General features: G+C 34.1%; 21 protein-coding genes. 6 read left to right on the forward strand and 15 right to left on the reverse strand.

What is annotated here, in order from left to right:
• Positions 1 to 2: 2 nt before the first annotated feature.
• Together OLM52_RS04825 and OLM52_RS04830 are read right to left on the reverse strand one after the other, a co-directional pair.
• Complete coding sequence (locus OLM52_RS04825) at positions 3 to 218, reverse strand: helix-turn-helix domain-containing protein (RefSeq protein WP_264550013.1); 216 nt, start codon at positions 216 to 218, stop codon at positions 3 to 5.
• A gap of 164 nt (positions 219 to 382) precedes the next feature.
• A complete protein-coding gene (locus tag OLM52_RS04830; RefSeq protein WP_264550014.1) occupies positions 383 to 1,024 on the reverse strand; it encodes a DUF6266 family protein in 642 nt (213 codons plus the stop codon).
• A 301-nt stretch (positions 1,025 to 1,325) separates the two neighbouring features.
• On the opposite strand from OLM52_RS04830, the gene OLM52_RS04835 reads away from it, so the two are divergent.
• Positions 1,326 to 1,613: a hypothetical protein gene (locus tag OLM52_RS04835; protein ID WP_264550015.1), complete on the forward strand. Its 288-nt coding sequence runs from the start codon at positions 1,326 to 1,328 to the stop codon at positions 1,611 to 1,613.
• 31 nt (positions 1,614 to 1,644) lie between these two features.
• On the opposite strand, the gene OLM52_RS04840 is transcribed toward OLM52_RS04835, so the two are convergent.
• Both OLM52_RS04840 and OLM52_RS04845 read right to left on the reverse strand, forming a co-directional pair.
• On the reverse strand, positions 1,645 to 1,908 hold the full coding sequence (locus OLM52_RS04840) for a helix-turn-helix domain-containing protein (protein WP_264550016.1): 264 nt from the start codon (positions 1,906 to 1,908) through the stop codon (positions 1,645 to 1,647).
• An 803-nt stretch (positions 1,909 to 2,711) separates the two neighbouring features.
• A complete protein-coding gene (locus tag OLM52_RS04845; protein WP_264550017.1) occupies positions 2,712 to 2,912 on the reverse strand; it encodes a hypothetical protein in 201 nt (66 codons plus the stop codon).
• A 265-nt stretch (positions 2,913 to 3,177) separates the two neighbouring features.
• Between OLM52_RS04845 and OLM52_RS04850 the strand changes: the two genes are divergently transcribed.
• The 4 genes from OLM52_RS04850 to OLM52_RS04865 are packed head-to-tail and all read left to right on the forward strand — an operon-like array spanning position 3,178 to position 4,870.
• Positions 3,178 to 3,936 carry a hypothetical protein gene (locus OLM52_RS04850; protein ID WP_264550018.1) on the forward strand — a complete coding sequence of 253 codons (759 nt, stop codon included), beginning with the start codon at positions 3,178 to 3,180 and terminating at the stop codon, positions 3,934 to 3,936.
• A gap of 47 nt (positions 3,937 to 3,983) precedes the next feature.
• The gene (locus tag OLM52_RS04855) at positions 3,984 to 4,376 is read left to right on the forward strand and encodes a DUF5675 family protein (protein WP_264550019.1); all 393 of its coding nucleotides are present in this window, start codon (positions 3,984 to 3,986) and stop codon (positions 4,374 to 4,376) included.
• A gap of 34 nt (positions 4,377 to 4,410) precedes the next feature.
• Entirely contained in the window at positions 4,411 to 4,704 is a 294-nt protein-coding gene (locus tag OLM52_RS04860) for a hypothetical protein (RefSeq protein WP_264550020.1), read from the forward strand.
• Positions 4,697 to 4,870 carry a hypothetical protein gene (locus OLM52_RS04865; RefSeq protein WP_264550021.1) on the forward strand — a complete coding sequence of 58 codons (174 nt, stop codon included), beginning with the start codon at positions 4,697 to 4,699 and terminating at the stop codon, positions 4,868 to 4,870. The genes OLM52_RS04860 and OLM52_RS04865 overlap by 8 nt, the downstream gene beginning before the upstream one ends.
• A gap of 213 nt (positions 4,871 to 5,083) precedes the next feature.
• Here OLM52_RS04865 and OLM52_RS04870 read toward each other — a convergent pair whose 3' ends face one another.
• From OLM52_RS04870 to OLM52_RS04885, 4 genes are all read right to left on the reverse strand, one after another.
• Positions 5,084 to 5,512: a hypothetical protein gene (locus tag OLM52_RS04870; protein ID WP_264550022.1), complete on the reverse strand. Its 429-nt coding sequence runs from the start codon at positions 5,510 to 5,512 to the stop codon at positions 5,084 to 5,086.
• A 9-nt stretch (positions 5,513 to 5,521) separates the two neighbouring features.
• Positions 5,522 to 6,082: a hypothetical protein gene (locus tag OLM52_RS04875; RefSeq protein ID WP_264550023.1), complete on the reverse strand. Its 561-nt coding sequence runs from the start codon at positions 6,080 to 6,082 to the stop codon at positions 5,522 to 5,524.
• A 186-nt stretch (positions 6,083 to 6,268) separates the two neighbouring features.
• A complete protein-coding gene (locus OLM52_RS04880) occupies positions 6,269 to 6,691 on the reverse strand; it encodes a DUF6943 family protein (protein ID WP_264550024.1) in 423 nt (140 codons plus the stop codon).
• Between the two features lie 1,295 nt (positions 6,692 to 7,986).
• Complete coding sequence (locus OLM52_RS04885) at positions 7,987 to 9,039, reverse strand: endonuclease (RefSeq protein WP_264550025.1); 1,053 nt, start codon at positions 9,037 to 9,039, stop codon at positions 7,987 to 7,989.
• A gap of 126 nt (positions 9,040 to 9,165) precedes the next feature.
• Here OLM52_RS04885 and OLM52_RS04890 point away from each other — a divergent pair, with 126 nt between their 5' ends.
• Positions 9,166 to 9,549, forward strand: a complete 384-nt coding sequence (locus OLM52_RS04890; RefSeq protein ID WP_264550026.1) for a hypothetical protein — start codon at positions 9,166 to 9,168, stop codon at positions 9,547 to 9,549.
• Here the strand turns inward: OLM52_RS04890 and OLM52_RS04895 are convergent.
• From OLM52_RS04895 to OLM52_RS04925, 7 genes are all read right to left on the reverse strand, one after another.
• Entirely contained in the window at positions 9,524 to 10,165 is a 642-nt protein-coding gene (locus OLM52_RS04895) for an SOS response-associated peptidase (protein WP_264550027.1), read from the reverse strand. The two genes, OLM52_RS04890 and OLM52_RS04895, sit on opposite strands and share 26 nt — an antisense overlap.
• Before the next feature lie 371 nt (positions 10,166 to 10,536).
• A complete protein-coding gene (locus OLM52_RS04900) occupies positions 10,537 to 11,331 on the reverse strand; it encodes a cation transporter (RefSeq protein WP_047419588.1) in 795 nt (264 codons plus the stop codon).
• Between the two features lies 1 nt (position 11,332).
• On the reverse strand, positions 11,333 to 13,516 hold the full coding sequence (locus tag OLM52_RS04905; protein WP_264550028.1) for a TonB-dependent receptor: 2,184 nt from the start codon (positions 13,514 to 13,516) through the stop codon (positions 11,333 to 11,335).
• A gap of 67 nt (positions 13,517 to 13,583) precedes the next feature.
• On the reverse strand, positions 13,584 to 13,994 hold the full coding sequence (locus OLM52_RS04910) for a Fur family transcriptional regulator (RefSeq protein ID WP_047788656.1): 411 nt from the start codon (positions 13,992 to 13,994) through the stop codon (positions 13,584 to 13,586).
• 195 nt (positions 13,995 to 14,189) lie between these two features.
• Positions 14,190 to 15,449, reverse strand: a complete 1,260-nt coding sequence (locus OLM52_RS04915) for a Y-family DNA polymerase (RefSeq protein ID WP_264550029.1) — start codon at positions 15,447 to 15,449, stop codon at positions 14,190 to 14,192.
• A 115-nt stretch (positions 15,450 to 15,564) separates the two neighbouring features.
• Positions 15,565 to 16,014 (reverse strand): LexA family protein, encoded by a 450-nt coding sequence (locus OLM52_RS04920; protein WP_264550030.1) that lies wholly within the window; start codon positions 16,012 to 16,014, stop codon positions 15,565 to 15,567.
• A gap of 5 nt (positions 16,015 to 16,019) precedes the next feature.
• A complete protein-coding gene (locus tag OLM52_RS04925) occupies positions 16,020 to 16,532 on the reverse strand; it encodes a hypothetical protein (RefSeq protein ID WP_264550031.1) in 513 nt (170 codons plus the stop codon).
• Positions 16,533 to 16,752 lie beyond the last annotated feature (220 nt).

Genomic DNA, 16,752 nt, shown 5'->3' on the forward strand with positions numbered 1-16,752 from the left:
TTTTATTTCTCAAAAAAGTATTCAATAGATTTTTTGTAATATGTTGCTAAAAGGAATAATTTAGCAGCACTTATATTTTTCGCTCCGTTTTCAATTTTAGATAAAGTACTTTGGCGCATAATTTTATCGTTTTGTACTTTCATTTGTGTAAAACCTAATTCCTCTCTGGCTTTAACTAATTGATGCGAAATGAGTTGGTTGATTTTTTTTTCTGTCATCGTTTACAATTGAATAAAATTATTCCAATTAGCAATATTAAGGAAGCTTTTTTGATATTCCATAATGGAATATATAGCCGTTTTAAAACTTAAAAAAACGCCCCACCATTACTGGCAGGGCATTTTATAATTCCTTCTTCAGGAACACTAATAACTGAAGAAGATTACCCCACGGTTACGGGACCCAAGTACATACTCGTGGCATAGCGCTTGTCGTTTGCCGCAACAAAAGCCGCCCAAACATGCACTTGTAAACCCGATAAATAATTAGGTAACACTAGCGAAGCCGCTGCACTAGCCCTGGTTCCAGCATTTAAACTGTAGACCGAAACCTTTAGAGTAGGCTCATAGACCACTAAAACAAGCTTGTCGTCGATGGTTGCCTCGCCTTGTGCACTGTTGTCAGCCCAAGTAAAATCTAAGTTCTGACCGGTTCCAGCCACTACTTGACCGTTGTTGATGCCTAGCAAATCGCCCTTTGTAACCAACACTTTTGCATAATCCCACTCTAAATCAGGATCGTTAAACACAATAGCCTCCTTGATCAAATACGACATGGCTTGATTGCGTCGGGTTTTTAAACCTGTATCGCCTCCAAAATACCGCTTTATAACGGGCTGTATTCCGCTTAAAAACTCGGTAACCATTGCAAACTTTGTTCTTTGCTGTTGTTGAATTACAGTCGCCATTCGGTTGCTGCGTTTCGGTAAACTACGCATTACGTCTTTACCACGCCATGTAGCGCCCACTACCGGACCTACTTTTCCATAAAATGCACCTAAGATGCCCTTGTTGTACGTTCCCATACGATTTAAAATTTAAAATTTATACAATTACTTTTGTTTTTGATGCGCGCTATCAAAGAACGAGGCAAATATAAATCGGCAGTTACTTAAAAACAACACAACTAACTGAAATACAATGTTTTAATATGTTTTAATTACATTTAAACTATAACGCTATACTTTGCCATAATTTGCCACCCAATACCCTATTTTGAACACTTTTGATAGGTATTGAATTGTTTTGACAGGTACTGCTAGTTAATGCTATGTTTACTGTAATTTTATAGGGGTTTTGTTCGTATTTTGTTCGTATTTCGTTCGTATGAGCTTCGCAAAAACTAGGGGTTATACGAACAACGTAGGAACCAATATAGCATCAAATAAGAAGAAAAGGGTGAAAAAAGGAGGATTAGCAGGTAAACCATCGAGTGGTCACTGCCCTATTCATGAAAAAAGAAGTACTAAAATGATAGTAACACAACACCTTCAAAAAAGTGTAGTTACGCTTTTGAAACAAAGTGGCCTAAGGAAGATGCCTAAAAAAAGGGGTGAAAAAAGAGGAAAATTTTTACCTATAGAAAAACAGGAAGGTAACGCTAAATGCGGGTAGAAATGGGATGGGAAAATGAACGCTAGCGCACTTACAACAAGTGCTTGTTTTCCATTTTCTCGAGCAATGATTTGGTAAAAAAACTTTTAGGATAAAAATACCGACCGCCCAACTTTGTAAATGGGATTTGTTTGTTCTTACGATAACGAATCAATGTGGATTCGCTAAAATTAAACAGCTGTTTTAAATCGGCTCCGTCATACCAAATATTAGTATTTGCTTGTTGCTTAAGTTGCGCTAAATCATTTTTTAACGCACTCAGTTCTGTTTTTAAAATGTCAACTTCTGTCTTCAAAGGCTTATATATTTTATAAATACAAACATCTGAAAAAAAAGCATTTAAGTCAATTTTAGTTATTAACAGCTAATTAATTTCGAATTAAGTTAGTTGAAGACACTTTTCGTTTTTTAAACTAAAAGCATCATGTCCTGAAAAGCCAGCACTGTATTGGGCTACATCAAAAGTGTTGTCTGTTTGTTGAGTGTTTGTTGAGTAAATCGTATAGTGCTGATTTTGTGGACATTACAAATAAAAGTTGTTTTTTTGTTGATAACTATTTTTGCTCTAAATGCAGCAAAAAAGCTCGGATGATACGTTTTTTATACAACAACATGATGGCAGCAATAAATATTGAAGCGGCGCAAACAAAAGCCTAACGCATTAAAGCATGAATACTATTTTCAAAGGACTACTTGCAGGTTATGGCGCCAAAAAGTTAGGAAGTGGTTGTATAGGAACCATCGTAATTTTTATACTAATTTGGAGGGTGTTGGGTTATTTTTAAAACCCCTCTAAAGCATCGATACTTCAGAAGCCGCTTCATAAAATGTTGTGGCTTCTGTCTGTATAGGGCTAAAAAAACTAAAAAAAATCCATAAAAAAAACCGATTCATTTCTGAATCGGTTTTACCCTGCGGAGAAAGAGGGATTCGTATCTCTTTCGTCAAGCCTATATTTTAAAAGTTTTTTCAATTGTCCAAATCTTGGGTCTCGATTTTAAACCTCAAAAAAGCATTCGTTTTTCTGACAAATCTTATAGTACAAATATAATAAAATATTTCAATTAAGTAGTTTAAAAATTAAATAAGTTGATACTGCTAATCAATCAATGGTAAAACATGTTCGATATTTAAGCCAGTATGAAAACAAAACTCTTCTATACTTACAAGGCTGTTTTTAGGCTTTCTAAGCGACTTTCTTATTTCATTTAATATTCTTATGCTTTGGCGATAGCTTTTACCTGTAATGCGTTGTATGTCCTTTGGATAGATACAAACTCGTTTTGATACTTGATTCATACTTTAACCTTGCTTTTGAGTTGGCTTTAAGATAGGTTAAAGGTACTTAATTAATCTTTTCATTTAACGTAGATTGAAATTGATACTTGCTTGTTAAATAAGTCATTTTATGACAGATAAGGACATATTATGACATTTGGAATGGTGTACGTTTATTGATGGGTTTTGTGTGGGAAATTTGCAGTGTAATTATTTCAGAAAGTGTTGCAACCGAGTTTTGAATGATTTGTGAAAGTGAAAGAATGTTGAACTAAAATTTTAAGTTATGGCTAGACAGAAAGGCATAATTAAGTTAAAAGGTACTATCGGGGATATTACTTTTTATAAGACGCAGGATGGGCATTTAGCTCGTGAGAAAGGTGGAATTGAGGCAAGTAGAATTGCTAGTGACCCTGCGTTTCAAAGAACGCGTGAGAACGGTTCTGAATTTGGTAGAGCTGGAAAAGCAGGTAAGCTTTTGAGAACCGCTTTACGCCCATTGTTGTTAAATTCTGCTGATGGTAGAATGGTGAGTCGTTTGACGCAACAAATGGTTAAGGTTATCCAAATGGATGCTGTGAGTGATAGAGGATTACGTAATGTAATTGATGGGGAAATTGAATTAGTTCTTGGCTTCGAATTTAATATTCGTGGGAAATTAGGCACTTCTTTGTTTGCTCCTTTTACTACGGATATTGACCGCGTGGCTGGAACTTTGGATGTTAGTATTCCTGCTTTTATTCCTGCGAATATGATTGCTGCTCCTAGTGGAACTACTCACTTTAAGGTGATTTCTGGAGGTGCTGAAATTGACTTTACAGGTGAAAGTTATTTGGTGGCTTCTTCTGAAACTGCAATTTTACCTTGGGATGCTACGGCAACAGCTGTGATTAACTTGAGTAATGCGGTGACTGCGAACTCTACTCACCCACTTGTTTTGGCTCTTGGTGTGGAGTTTTACCAACAAATTAATGGGCAAATGTATCCGTTGAAAAATGGGGCTTTTAACCCGTTATCGATTGTGGCGGTTGATGGTGGAGTTTAATCGATAGACTCCGACAAGCTCAGTCTGACAAATGAAATAGTTAGAAAATGGTATTGTTTTTAACTAGAACTTATTTCCCTGAAGGAACGAATGGAAAATTGGAATGTGAGGGCAAATTGATTAGTTATACAATTGAATTGCCGTGGAAACGAAATGAACGTGGGATTTCCTGTATTCCGGAAGGGAAATATTTTATTAGAAAGCGATATAGTGCGAAATACAAATGGCATTTAGAATTGGTGGATGTACCGAATAGAACGTATATTTTGATACATCCTGCCAATAATGCGCAAAAGGAATTGCGTGGCTGTATTGCTCCTGTTACGAAACTTTCTGGACCTGGTTTAGGTTTAATGTCTAGAAAAGCTTTTACAAAGTTGAAAGACTTAGTTTATAAAGCTTTAGATAACAAAGAAAGTGTAGAATTGATTGTACAATAGTGATCCTTTACAGGATGACATAAAAAGAAAGATTATGAATGTAGTAGAACGTGCTAAGGCACCCACTCCGAAATTTTTTAAGGTGTTGCGCACCATTGGACTAGCCTTATTAGCAGTAAGTGGAAGCATTGTAGCTGCTCCAGTAGCTTTACCTGCTGTTGTTGTAACCGTTGCGGGTTATGCTGCCGTTGCAGGTGGTGTTTTATCTGCAGTAAGCCAAATTACTGTTGATACTTCGACAAGCTCAGCACAGGTTAAGGATAATACTATCCTGGGCAACAAAAAAGATGAGGTTAAGACCGAAACTGACGTTGGAGCGAATGGATAATTCCTTAACTTTGAAGGCAGGAACTTTTGGAGGATTTGCACTGAGTGTTATACCTAATTTAACCTCAGCAGATGTCTTAAAAACAATAGTTTTAGCCTTTATTGGAGCAGTAGTGAGTTTTGGTGTTACCTTGCTTTTAAAACACTTTACATCGAAAAAAAAATAAGCTCAGTTTTGATTGGTAACCTTTACTGAGTATGAGAAAGCCTGAATTTTGTTCAGGCTTTTTTTGTTTTAACGTTCTGTGGCTTGCTCTCAGTGGCGTTGTACCAACACCAAGCCACTACAAATATAACAAAACATTCCATTCAGCTGCGGATTTTCCGTAGGAAAATCCGGAAGTAGCCATTGAAGCAAACCGCTGTTGTGTGCTGTTTTTTTAATCAAAACAATCATAAATTCCTTTTTTTACTTTCTTCAATATTTCTTTTTCGAGTTTTCGATAGTATCTTCGATTTTTTTTAAATGTTTTTCTTGATTCCCAAACATCAAAATCTTTTGACCACAATAAAATTTTATAGCAATTTTTATCAGTAATTAATATTTTTTGTTCATCATATCCAAGAACGCCAATAATCAATTCATCACCATTTTTTACCTCTATTTGAAATTTACCATCTTTGTCTGTATTTGTTCTTCTTTCTATTCCATCTATATGTATTAAAATATCGGCTTCAAATACTGGAATTTGAGTTTTTATGTAAGAAACATTTCCAAAAACAAAAACTTTAATAGTTTTAGTTTTAATATCTTGTCCGAAAGACAAAACGGCGAAAAGGAAAAAGAATATGTGAATAATTTGTTTCATTTTACTTTTTTAAGTTTTCATTTTACTTCCATAAATTAAAGTAATTAATTTTTCATATTCTTGTTTTCTTTTTAAATTATAATCATATTCATTTCCGCCAATTACTTCAATTTCGAATATGTCCCAATTGTAAATATAAATTTTATCATTAATTGAAATATCTGTTTTTATTTTAACCGATTTCATATCTTTTGATATCTTGTCAACACCAACTACTTCTTCGCTACATTTAGCATTAATAATTTCGGTTATCAATATTGGAGTATTATTCTTAAAATAAATTTGACATTTTCGGTTATAATGATCATAACCTTCTTCTTCAAGTATTTCGAAGCTTAATTTTTTAATTTCGATTCCATTTTTAGTTACCAAAACAATTGGATTGTTTTTACCAATCCAATAATCCCAAAAGGGATAAGTTTTGTCTATTGATTTTTCATTCTTTTTTTCAATAAGCTTTTTTTCAATTTTTAAAACTTCTCTATCTATATTCTTTTTTAATTTAACAGATGAAGAAGAAGCACAACTAAAGATTAGTGAAACTAAAAGTGAAAAATGTATAAATTTCATGTTTAAGCGTTTTCGTTTTTCCAAAATAGCACACAACTTGTTTATATGCGCAATAAAGTTGCGCCAATCTACCCAATTTTAGATGTATATACGCTATTTGTAGTGTTCTTCAAATATAAATACATTATTTCAAATAAACATTCCATTTCAATAAAAAAGCCCAGACAAGTTTGTCTAGGCTTGGTATTATTTCATTCTATACCTCATCATAATAGCGTTCTTGAGCTCGTTGATGAGATGAATATTTTTGTTGAAATGGTTTTCTTGTTCTTGCAGCAGCTTTAGTGCTTGAATGTTTTTGAGGTGCTGCTCGTGTTCTCGCATCATTCGCGTTGCTCTTGGATTGAACTCTTTTTTGAAGTCGTAAAGCGAAATAAATGGGATTACGGAGCCTTTTAGAAATGGTTGCCAGAATTTTGATTTCCAGAGGCTCATGCATATCCAAAAAATGTCCTCTTTTTGCGTTTCGGTTTGAAATACAAGTACAAAGCTGTTTGTAAAAGGTTCATTGCTTGGTTTTCCGCTATTTAGTCCTTTTGATAATACGAAAAAGTGCGGTTTGGCATAGTGCGCCCCAGGTTGGTGGGTTTTAATAAAAATAGTGTCCATAGTACAAGGATTTAACTGGTTAACTTCCTTCGTCTTTCCTTCGTGATTGCCCGAAATGTGATTGAAAACCGAGATGCCCCACACACATTTTTGCAAAAGAAAAAAGGAAAAAAAAGAAAGCCGTCTTGCCTTGTGGAGGGTTTCAAAAAAGCAAGTTTTCTGGATAAAATACTACCCTACTGAGGAGTGTTCAGTGGTCAGTTTTTAGTGTTCAGGAAAGAAGTGAACTGGAAAATGAGGGTGGAGATTTTATCCGGAACCGAAGGCTTGAACTTGCTTTTTTGAATACCCGGAACAAACCTTTGGCTTCTTTTTTATCCTTTTTTTTGTAAAAATGTTTACCCCAAATGTTCTTGTGAACTGGGGTTTTAGGGGGTGTTCAATCGGGAGTGGTGAACAAGGGTGTGGTTTTCTTTTTTTTGCTAGACAACCTCGACTTCGCTCGGTTTGACAATATGGCTTTATGAAGATGATAAAAAAGAAAAACACACTCTTGTGGTGGTTTGATTTTTGAGGATGCCTGATGTGTGTTCAGTATTCAGATTTTAGTGTTCAGCAAATTGGAAATGGGAGGCATCTTCAAAAAACAATATGATACTTCCTAGTGAGAGGGCAGTAGCGGAACAAGGGTATGGTTTTCTTTTTTTGCTGGACTAACTCGACTTCGCACGGTTTGACAAATATCTTTATGAAAATTTGAAAAAGAAAACCATACTCTTGTGGGGGAAATTTGATTTTTGATAATGCCTTGATAGTTTTCAGTGGATTGTTTTTAATGTTTAGTGAACTGGAAATGGGAGGCATTTTCAAAAAACAATGAAAATTACGACAGCGTTAGCGTTCCTATTTTTCTTTCGGGTGGGTGCGGCTGGGAGCGGATATTTTACATAATAACTGTTATAACTGCCGTTGGCGTAGTACAGGGAGATGGAAGGCATTATAACACTTATTATGTAAATATAGCTTGGGAGTGGTTTTTGTGTGTTTTTAGCGTTTGTTTTTTGGATTGGGTGTAAGTGGATAAAAAAAGGCGGACTGTGCGCGAGGGGTTGGGAAAACAGGGAGCCTTTTTTTATTGACTTACTGTGGGGAAAACAAGTGCTAAAAACACACAAAATACCACTAGTGCGGTGGGGAGCGTTGGACTGGGTGGGCGCAAATAACTCAGCGAAGCGTTCCTATTAGAAAAAGAAACCAAGAAAGCCAATAGTTTACTATCTAGCCCCGATGGGAGTGATACCGTGTTTAACGGACAGCGGGAATATGGAAACCAAGAATGCCCGAGCCATTCGCTTCTAGTTCAAAATTACTTTATATGATTTGGATTTATTCTCTGACTGTAGTGTAATAAAGTAGATGCCTTTTGAATTACCTGATAAATCTATTGTATTGGTTGTAGTATTGGTAGTTATTAATTGCCCTAGTGTGTTGTAAATAGTGTAATTATAGGTCTTGTTTTCAGTATTGTTGATGTAGATATAGTCCTTTGTGATTGTTGGGTAAATTAGGTTGTTTGATAGTGTATAATCATCTGTAGCTAATACACCCCAAGAATCTGTTGCTTGTGGTCCATTCCAAATTATTGTTGCTAGATATGGGTTGTCTATGAAAGGATTTCTGTTACCTTGTATGGTGTTAAGAATATTGTTTCTATTTATTTCATATTGTGAAACTGGATCTTGGGCATTCCAATCTAAGAATACGTTTGGCATATCACCATAATTGGAATAAGATGTACTACCTACACCAACGTTGTTTGGTAAACATTGTGAAGGATATCGAACATACATGTACATTATCATACGTGCAATATCACCTTTCCATTCATCACCAGGAAACCAATTACCTGCCAATGTTATAAAAGACATAGTTCCACTACCAGCCTCAAATTTTCTATTGCTTCTTTGACCGTTTCTTTCACTATCTATTGAACGTAAGTGATGCGCATCGGCACCGGCAAACTCGAAACCAAGATTTGGAGTTCCGAGGGAACGTGGATAAACATGTTCTCTTACCCATAAACCACTACAAGAAGAAGTATGACAAGAAGAAGTTTGAGCTCTTGAATAATCGTTTGTGATATCTGCATCGGTATCATTCCAACCGTAAACTAGAAGGACATTGTTTGTGTTATTTGGGTTTAAGTCGGTTTGATATAAAGCATCCCAAGTGTCTGTAACGCCTGTAGCTGTATAAGGTAAATTTGTTGTATGTGTGTTAGTAATAAGCGTAGTTAATTGGTTTTTTAAATAATCACCATCTTGACTAAAATCAATTGAAGCGTAATATGCTGGAATTTGGGCATAGAAAAATGTTGGGACAAGTAGAAAGAGTATTTTTTTAAGCATAGTTTTACTTTTAATTGCTTTGATTTATTCAAATTTAGTGTAAAAAATTAAATTCTCAATCATTTTGTTTAGTTTTGAAATAACTCTATATACTTAAACTACTTATTTTATTTTATAAATTATACTATGAATAATGAGGAAATTGAATATTCATTAATTGTAGAAGCGAAAGATTTTATTGTACCAAAAGATATCATTGATGAAGTTTTGTTTTTGACTGTAAAACAAGATGTATTAGATGTTTTAAACGATCCTAATACTGATATTACCTATTTTGGTTTTGCTCCTGATAATACAGCGGATAATCAAGATGATTTATTATTAGATGGGGTTTTCTTTCGAATTATTGCTTACAATAAAGATTTGGGTTTAACTTTAGAAAGTTCAAAAGAAGAAGTGCTTGCTGCTTATTCTAATCTTGTAACTACAAAAGCACCTTATTGGACAACCATTATTACTGAAAAAGGATTTATAAAAAAAGAAATTACCATAGAGTTATTATATCAGTAGGAAAAGGTTTTGCTACTAAATTAACTTCATAGGGATAGGCAAATTTATTAATTGGTTCGTGTTGTAACCATTTGGATTCGTCTTCTGGTTTTAGAATGATTGGCATTCTTTTCTTGGTGTTGTGAATTTCTGCCATTAGTTGATTGGCTTGTGTGGTAACTATGGAATAGGTGTCTTTAATTTCTCCAGTGATTTGATTTACCCATTGTGAATAGATTCCTGCAAAAGCGAATAAATCTTCATTACCAATACCAATTTCGTACTTGATTTTATTTTTGCCTTTACTATCTTGCCATTGCCATTCATAGAAACCATTAGCGATTACTAAACATCTTTTATTGATAGAATTTTTGAATGATGGCTTTTCTTCTATTGTTTCTATTCGTGCGTTTAGTGTTAGTTTTTTGATGTCTTCGTCTTTAGACCAGGAAGGAATTAAACCCCAATTGAAATGTTTTATAATATTAGGGTTTTCATCTGTGATAACTGGATTTATTCCAAAATCAAAACCATTTATATCATTAGAAGATTTGAAAAGTTCTTTCTTTTCTATTGTTGCTTTAAATCTATTTTCGACTTCTAAAGCTAGTTTTGTTTGTTTGGAATGGAAGCACATGTTTTTTTTATGCTTTAAATGAAATATTTAACGGTCTAGTATATGAAACGTAGCGTATAAATAAACACTAACTTTTCGGATTATACACGAGCCAAATTTTTATTTTTTCTATTTATCTTTAATTTTTTAAATATACAAAAATAAAAATTTGGTGGACTTAATAGAGAAGCAAAAACCTCTCGGAAAGCTTGTAATAGTTATGTTTTATATACATTGTTGTGCATAGTGCTTTTCACGTTTTGCTTGGTTTTCCGATGTTTGTTATTTAGTTCTAAATTGAGCGTTGGCAAGACATATTCTTTTACAGTTTTGGTGGTGCGATGGCTTGAGCGACTGTAAATGTGTATGGCTTTCAGCGTTGGCAATTCCGATTACTTACTTAATTTCAAAATCCGAAATGCACCTTGTATTACCACTATAAAAACGATTGTTCCGATAATCAAATCAGGTTTGTTGGAATTTAGCCAATTCACTAAAATTCCTGAGATTATTACTCCCAAATTGATAATCACGTCATTGGAAGTAAAAATCATACTCGCTTTCATATGTGCCTCTTCTTTGCTCTTTGACTTTTGCAAAATGTAAAGACAAATTCCGTTTGCGATAAGTGCTAAAATCGAAACGATAATCATCGTTGAAAAATCGGGAAGTTTCTCGGCTCCAAAAAATCTTCTCAACACTTCCACAAATCCGATAATCGCAAGTGTTATCTGAAAATAGCCTGCAATTTTTGCAATCCGTTTTTTCTTAATCAACGTTCCGCCAACCGCAAACAAGCTAATTCCGTAAACAAAACTGTCGGCAAGCATATCCAAACTATCGGCAACCAATCCCATTGATTTCGAGATGAGCCCTGTGGTCATTTCGATAATGAAGAAGACAAAATTTATCGCCAGTACAATCCAAAGTAGCTTTTTTTGGTTGGTGTTTTCTACAAAATCTTTTTTGTTGGTTTCTTCGGTCGAGATTTTCTTTCCGCCTAATTTTAATTCGATAATTGACTTTTCAATTTGGTCGTTATGACCATCGTGAAAAACGGTCAATTTTCGGTTGGGAATGTCAAAATCGAGATTTTTGATTTCTTGGATTCCATCCAATTTCATTCGTATAAGATTTTCCTCGGAAGGACAATCCATCTTACTGATTTCAAATATCGTTTTGTTCATTTTAGTCGTCATCTTCGTTTCCAAAAGGTTTGATTATTACTCCAACGCTAAATATAAAACCGTCTGTTGGTGCATGAATTTCGGAAAATTCTGGATTGTCGTGTGGTGGCAAAACCAATGGCGAAAACCTGCTTTGTCTTCTGTCCGTAAAGTTTTCAAAATTCACAAACGTTGTTCCCCATTTAAAATTTCGCATTGCCACAAAACCCATTGTTATGAAGTCGGTTGTTTCTGTTCCATTAGACAAAAATTGTTTTCCTTTGTAAAACGTTTCGTAACCGATTCGCCATTTTTCAGATTCGTACATCAAAACACTTCCTGCGTTATGTTTTGCAGTTAGCGGTTTTTGTGGATTTCCAGCCAAATAATTCAATTTTGTGTCAATGAGTGCATAATTCAAGAACCAACGAAAATCTTTATAGGTAAACTTGATGTTTGTTTCAGCACCTTTGCTCAAAATTTCATCTGTTGCATTCTCAAATTGGAAAAATCCATTATCAGTTGAATTTAACAGTAATGCATCATTAATCGCAGTTACATAAAACAGTTGATTAATAGAAAAACCAACGGTTTCAAATAAACGTGTTTGATAGTTGAAATCAAGATTTACACCGTAAGAACGTTCCGCATTTAGTGAAGATTTATCAATACCAAGTACATTTTCAAAATTGATAAATTCCGCCTCTTCTGTAAAAATATCTGGAATTTTGTAACCTAATCCACCACCAATTCTGCTCGAAAATCCACTATCGTTTTTGTATAGCAATGAAACTCGTGGAAGCGGAAAAAAGCCAAAATCAGTATTGTAATCTGCTCGCAATCCTGTTTCCAAAATCCAATTATCCGAAATGTCATAAATGTTATTTGCAAATGCTCCATAAGTTATATCTGTTTGGTCGCGTTGCAAAGTTGCATTATCATTTTCATCAAAATCAGAAGTATATAGGTTTGCTCCAAAAATCCAATCTGTTTTATTGGCTGACTTTTGATAGTTTATTTCCGTGAATGTATTGGTTTGTTTACCGTCAAATGTAAAATCGGGAATGGTCAGTTCTCTGTCGAAGAACGAGATACTATTTTTGATAGTTAATGAACTGACGGAATCTATTTGAGTTTCGTAAACCGCTTGACTGCTCAATCTTTTCGATACGTTTTCTTCGGTATATTGATGGATGCCATTTTCGCCACTTTCAATTTTTGTGATGTCGCCACCAATTCTGTCGTCATACGTTCCGTTTAAGCCAAACCAAAATGTTGTTTTTTCCGATGGATAATAAAAGAACTTTGGGTTGAATGAAATCGAAGTTGTTTTTGGCAAGTTACTAAAGTCATCATCTTCTGGGTCATACGCTTTTTGATAATGACCTGAACCATAAAGTGAAACACCAAATTTTTCATTCCGTTTGCTGTAAAATACATTTGCTGTACTTCCCAGAGCTTGGGTTTGTGTCAACATAATATCCAAAGCAGGTTCTTCGTCTGGTGTTTTGGAAACCATATTTATCAAACCTGCAATTGCACCACCACCATAAAGCGTTGATGAACTTCCTTTTATTATTTCAAATTGTTTTAAGTCTAATGGCGGAATTTGTAAAATACTCAAACCGCTGGAAAAACCGCCATAAAGTGGAAATCCATCTCTCAAAAGTTGTGTATAGCGTCCATCGAGACCTTGAATTCTAATGTTGGTATTTCCGCTACTTAACGAAGTTTGTTGCATCTGTATGCCTGTACTTTCTCGAAGTACCATTGAAATATTTGTCGGGTTCATTACTGCTTTTTCGCCTAATTCTTCCGCTCCAATAAATTCAATTCGAGTTGGAATTTTTCTAACAGTTCGTGTACTTCTTGAAGATTGTATGACAACTTCGTCAAGTTCATTACCTCCAGATTCGAGCTTGAAAGCGAACTCCTTTTTTGTTCCAACATCAATAGTAGTTTCTATGGTTTTGAAGCCTATGTATGAAATTTTTATAATGTGGTTTCCATTTGGGATTTCTGTAAATGTGGCAATTCCGTAAAAATCTGTTACTGCTCCTTTTGCTAATTCTTCAAAATAGACGGTAGCACCCAATAATGGTTCGTTGGTTTCTGCATCGCTAACAGAAATGGAAATATCGCTCGTCTGTGAGAACGATATGATTGATACGAATAAAAATAATGTGTTTAAAAATATGTTTTTCATCTGCTTATTCTGATTTAAAAGAATAGTACAAATGTAAATTCCTTTTACTGCAACTCGATTGCAAAGATTACTTGTTGCAGTTGTCGCACAAGCCTTTTACAACCATATTAGCTTGTTGTAGTTTGAAGTTTTGAGGAAGTTCAATTTGAGGAATTGGAACATCGAAAAGGCAGAATGTTTTATCGCAGTTTGTACAGTAAAAATGATAGTGCAAATCCTTTGGGTCGCAGTTACAGCCTTTGGCACAAACCGCATATTTGGTCATTCCAGAACCATCTTCAATGCTGTGGATAACTTTGTTTTCCTCAAATGTTTTCAGCGTTCTGAAAATCGAACTTCTGTCAGTATATGCCAATGCGTTTTCAATATCTTTTAAAGATTGGGCTTTTTCTTGGCTCAAAAGATGTCGTAAAACCACAGTTCTGACTGCGGTGTTTTTTACTTTTTTTATTTTTAGGATTTCTTCTTCAGTTTGCATTTTCCTAATGTATCATTTTTTTCGAGCGTTGGCGAAAAACAGCTCTTTTATTTTTTTAGCGTTGGTATTTCGCGTTGGCAAAAAAAATAAATGTGCTGTTTGTGCGGTTGGCTTTTTTAGTTCAAATGTTGAATTTTAGAACGATTTTTTGCATTATGCACAACTAGTAAATATCATCAAATATATACAACTTTTTTAAATTTTAATCATAATAATCTCATCAATTCTTGTTGTATAAGACTTTGATAATTTTTCTTGTTTCATTTTCCATTGTCTACCTAGTGATTGATTAGCGAACTTGATTTTGTTTTTGCCATAAGCTTTATTAAGTTTATCAACTACTGACATTAAGGGTTGATGTTTAGGATTTGAGGTGTTGAATAGTGATAATTGGGTTTGGTCGTTTGGAGTTAATCCCATTACTATTACGCCTGCTTTTTTGTAATTGTAGCCTTCTTTGAAAATTGCTTTTAATCCAATTTGAGCATACTTGTTTAACTCAATTGTGGAATTTGTTGGAAAATCGGTGTTTATTACTATGTTTCTTGAGTATTGTGGTTGGTCCTTTCTGAAATAGTTGGTGTGAAGAAAAACCATTATCATGTTGCAATGACTGTTTTGTCTTCTTAGTTTTTCGGAACAGGAAGTTGTGAACGTTGCAATGCGTTCAGAAACATCTTCCAGTTTTGTCATTGGTTTTTCAAATGATCTAGTTGTAGCAATCATTTTTTTACTCTTTGGAGTTTCTAAATCCAATGTTGGCTTGCCTTCCAATTCGTGTTTTAACCTCAACCCTACTACTGCCATTTCTTTTCTTACCCAATCATCGTGTAATTGAGTGAATTGATAAGCATTAAAAACATTTATTGCTTGTAAGCGTTTTGCGTGTTTTCTTCCAATACCCCAAACATCCTCAATTTTAGTCCATTTAAGGGCTTTTATTCTCTTTTCTTCAGTATCTATCACATAGACACTTTTAGTTCGTTCAGGGAACTTCTTTGCTATTTTATTGGCTACTTTAGCAAGTGCTTTTGTTGGTGCAAATCCTACACTGATTGGAATACCTGTATTTTTAGTTACGGTTTTTTGAATCTTAATACCGTACTCTTCCAGGTTAAAGAATTCAAATCCTTCAAATTTTAGAAAAGCTTCATCAATACTATAAACTTCAATATCGGGTGTAAAAGTTGAAAGGATGTTCATTACTCTGCTACTCATATCACCATACAAGGCATAATTTGAAGAATAGACAAATACATTGTTGTCTTCGAATAGTTTTTTGAATTCGAATGCAGGAGCACCCATTGGAATTCCTAATGCTTTAGCTTCGTTAGAACGCGCAATAACACAACCATCATTATTGGAAAGTATTACTACTGGTTTTCCAATTAAATGAGGTTCGAATACTCTTTGGCAAGAGGCGTAAAAGTTATTGCAGTCTACTAATGCAAACATTCTTTTTAAGTGATTAGTAATTAGTGAATAGTGATTAGTTTTTTTTGAACTTTGTTCAAAAGGATAGCCTACTTTGTAGGAGATACTTTGGCAAGCTCAGTATGACAAATTACGGTTAAAATGTTTTAATGCTATGGATTACTATTCCCCAAATCATTAGTTCGTTTTCTTCTGTAACTTTTATGGGTTTGTAGTCTTCATTTTCGGCAATTAACCAAACTATGTCGTTTTCTTTTTTGATTCTTTTTACTGTAAAATCTCCATCTATTTGACAAATAGCAATTTTACCATCTTGTGGTTCTAAGCTTTTATCAATGATTAATAAATCACCATCGAAAATACCTGCATTCTTCATGGAATCCCCTTTTACTTTAGCGAAAAAAGTACTGTCTTTATGTTTTATTAATTCTCTATTTAAATCGATAGTTAGCTCAATAAAGTCATCTGCAGGAGAAGGGAATCCGGCACTAATACCTACATCAACATAAGGTAATTCCAATTCTGTTGAGAAATCAGGTGTATAAAAGTCAAACACTTTGGTAGTATGTAAATTCTTTAGTTTCATTTTTCCTAGAATACAATTTTAAAATATTCTTCTTTAGATTGTAAAGCTTGTTCAATTTCTGACCAATTTTTATCAGATAGGACCTCCATATTCCTTGGATCAAATACTGTGATATGGATTTCATCTGAACCTAAGTTTTTTACTTTTTGAAATAATAACTTAAAGTATGTGTCTTCTGCTAGCTTATTGGTATTGTGCATTTCTAACAAAGAATCATAATCTAATTCAAAAGGTAAATGAATATAAATGTATTCCTCATGAAATAATAAAGCTTCGTCACCATGAACTAGTACTTTATGTTCAATGTTGCTTTCTTCATAATTGTGAAAGTTGAATTCTATACTTTCAAGTTGATTGTTTGTTACAATTTCCCTTAGTAAATTATTGTTTCTGAATACTTTTAGATTTTGATTTAGTTTATTAGCTATTAGTTCCAAACTATCATTATCTAACTGAATATCAAAGTTGTTTCTAACTATTAGAACTGGTTCCTTATAAGTGTTTTCAAAAGTATTCATAGCAAAATCTATTTTATACAAAGTTACTAAAGAAGTTATTAGCAACGCAAAAATTAATCCTTCGATTTTAACTCAGGACAGGCTATGAAGCAAACGGCAGCATTGATGCTAGGAATACTTGGATACCGATTGTTTTCGGTACAGGCATAGGAGCGATTTTTGTGCAGCTGAATGAGGTAATGAATATAAACAAAAAAAGATGCTTACTTAAATTAGTAAA

It is taken from the genome of Flavobacterium sp. N2820, assembly GCF_025947285.1.
Lineage (GTDB): Bacteria > Bacteroidota > Bacteroidia > Flavobacteriales > Flavobacteriaceae > Flavobacterium.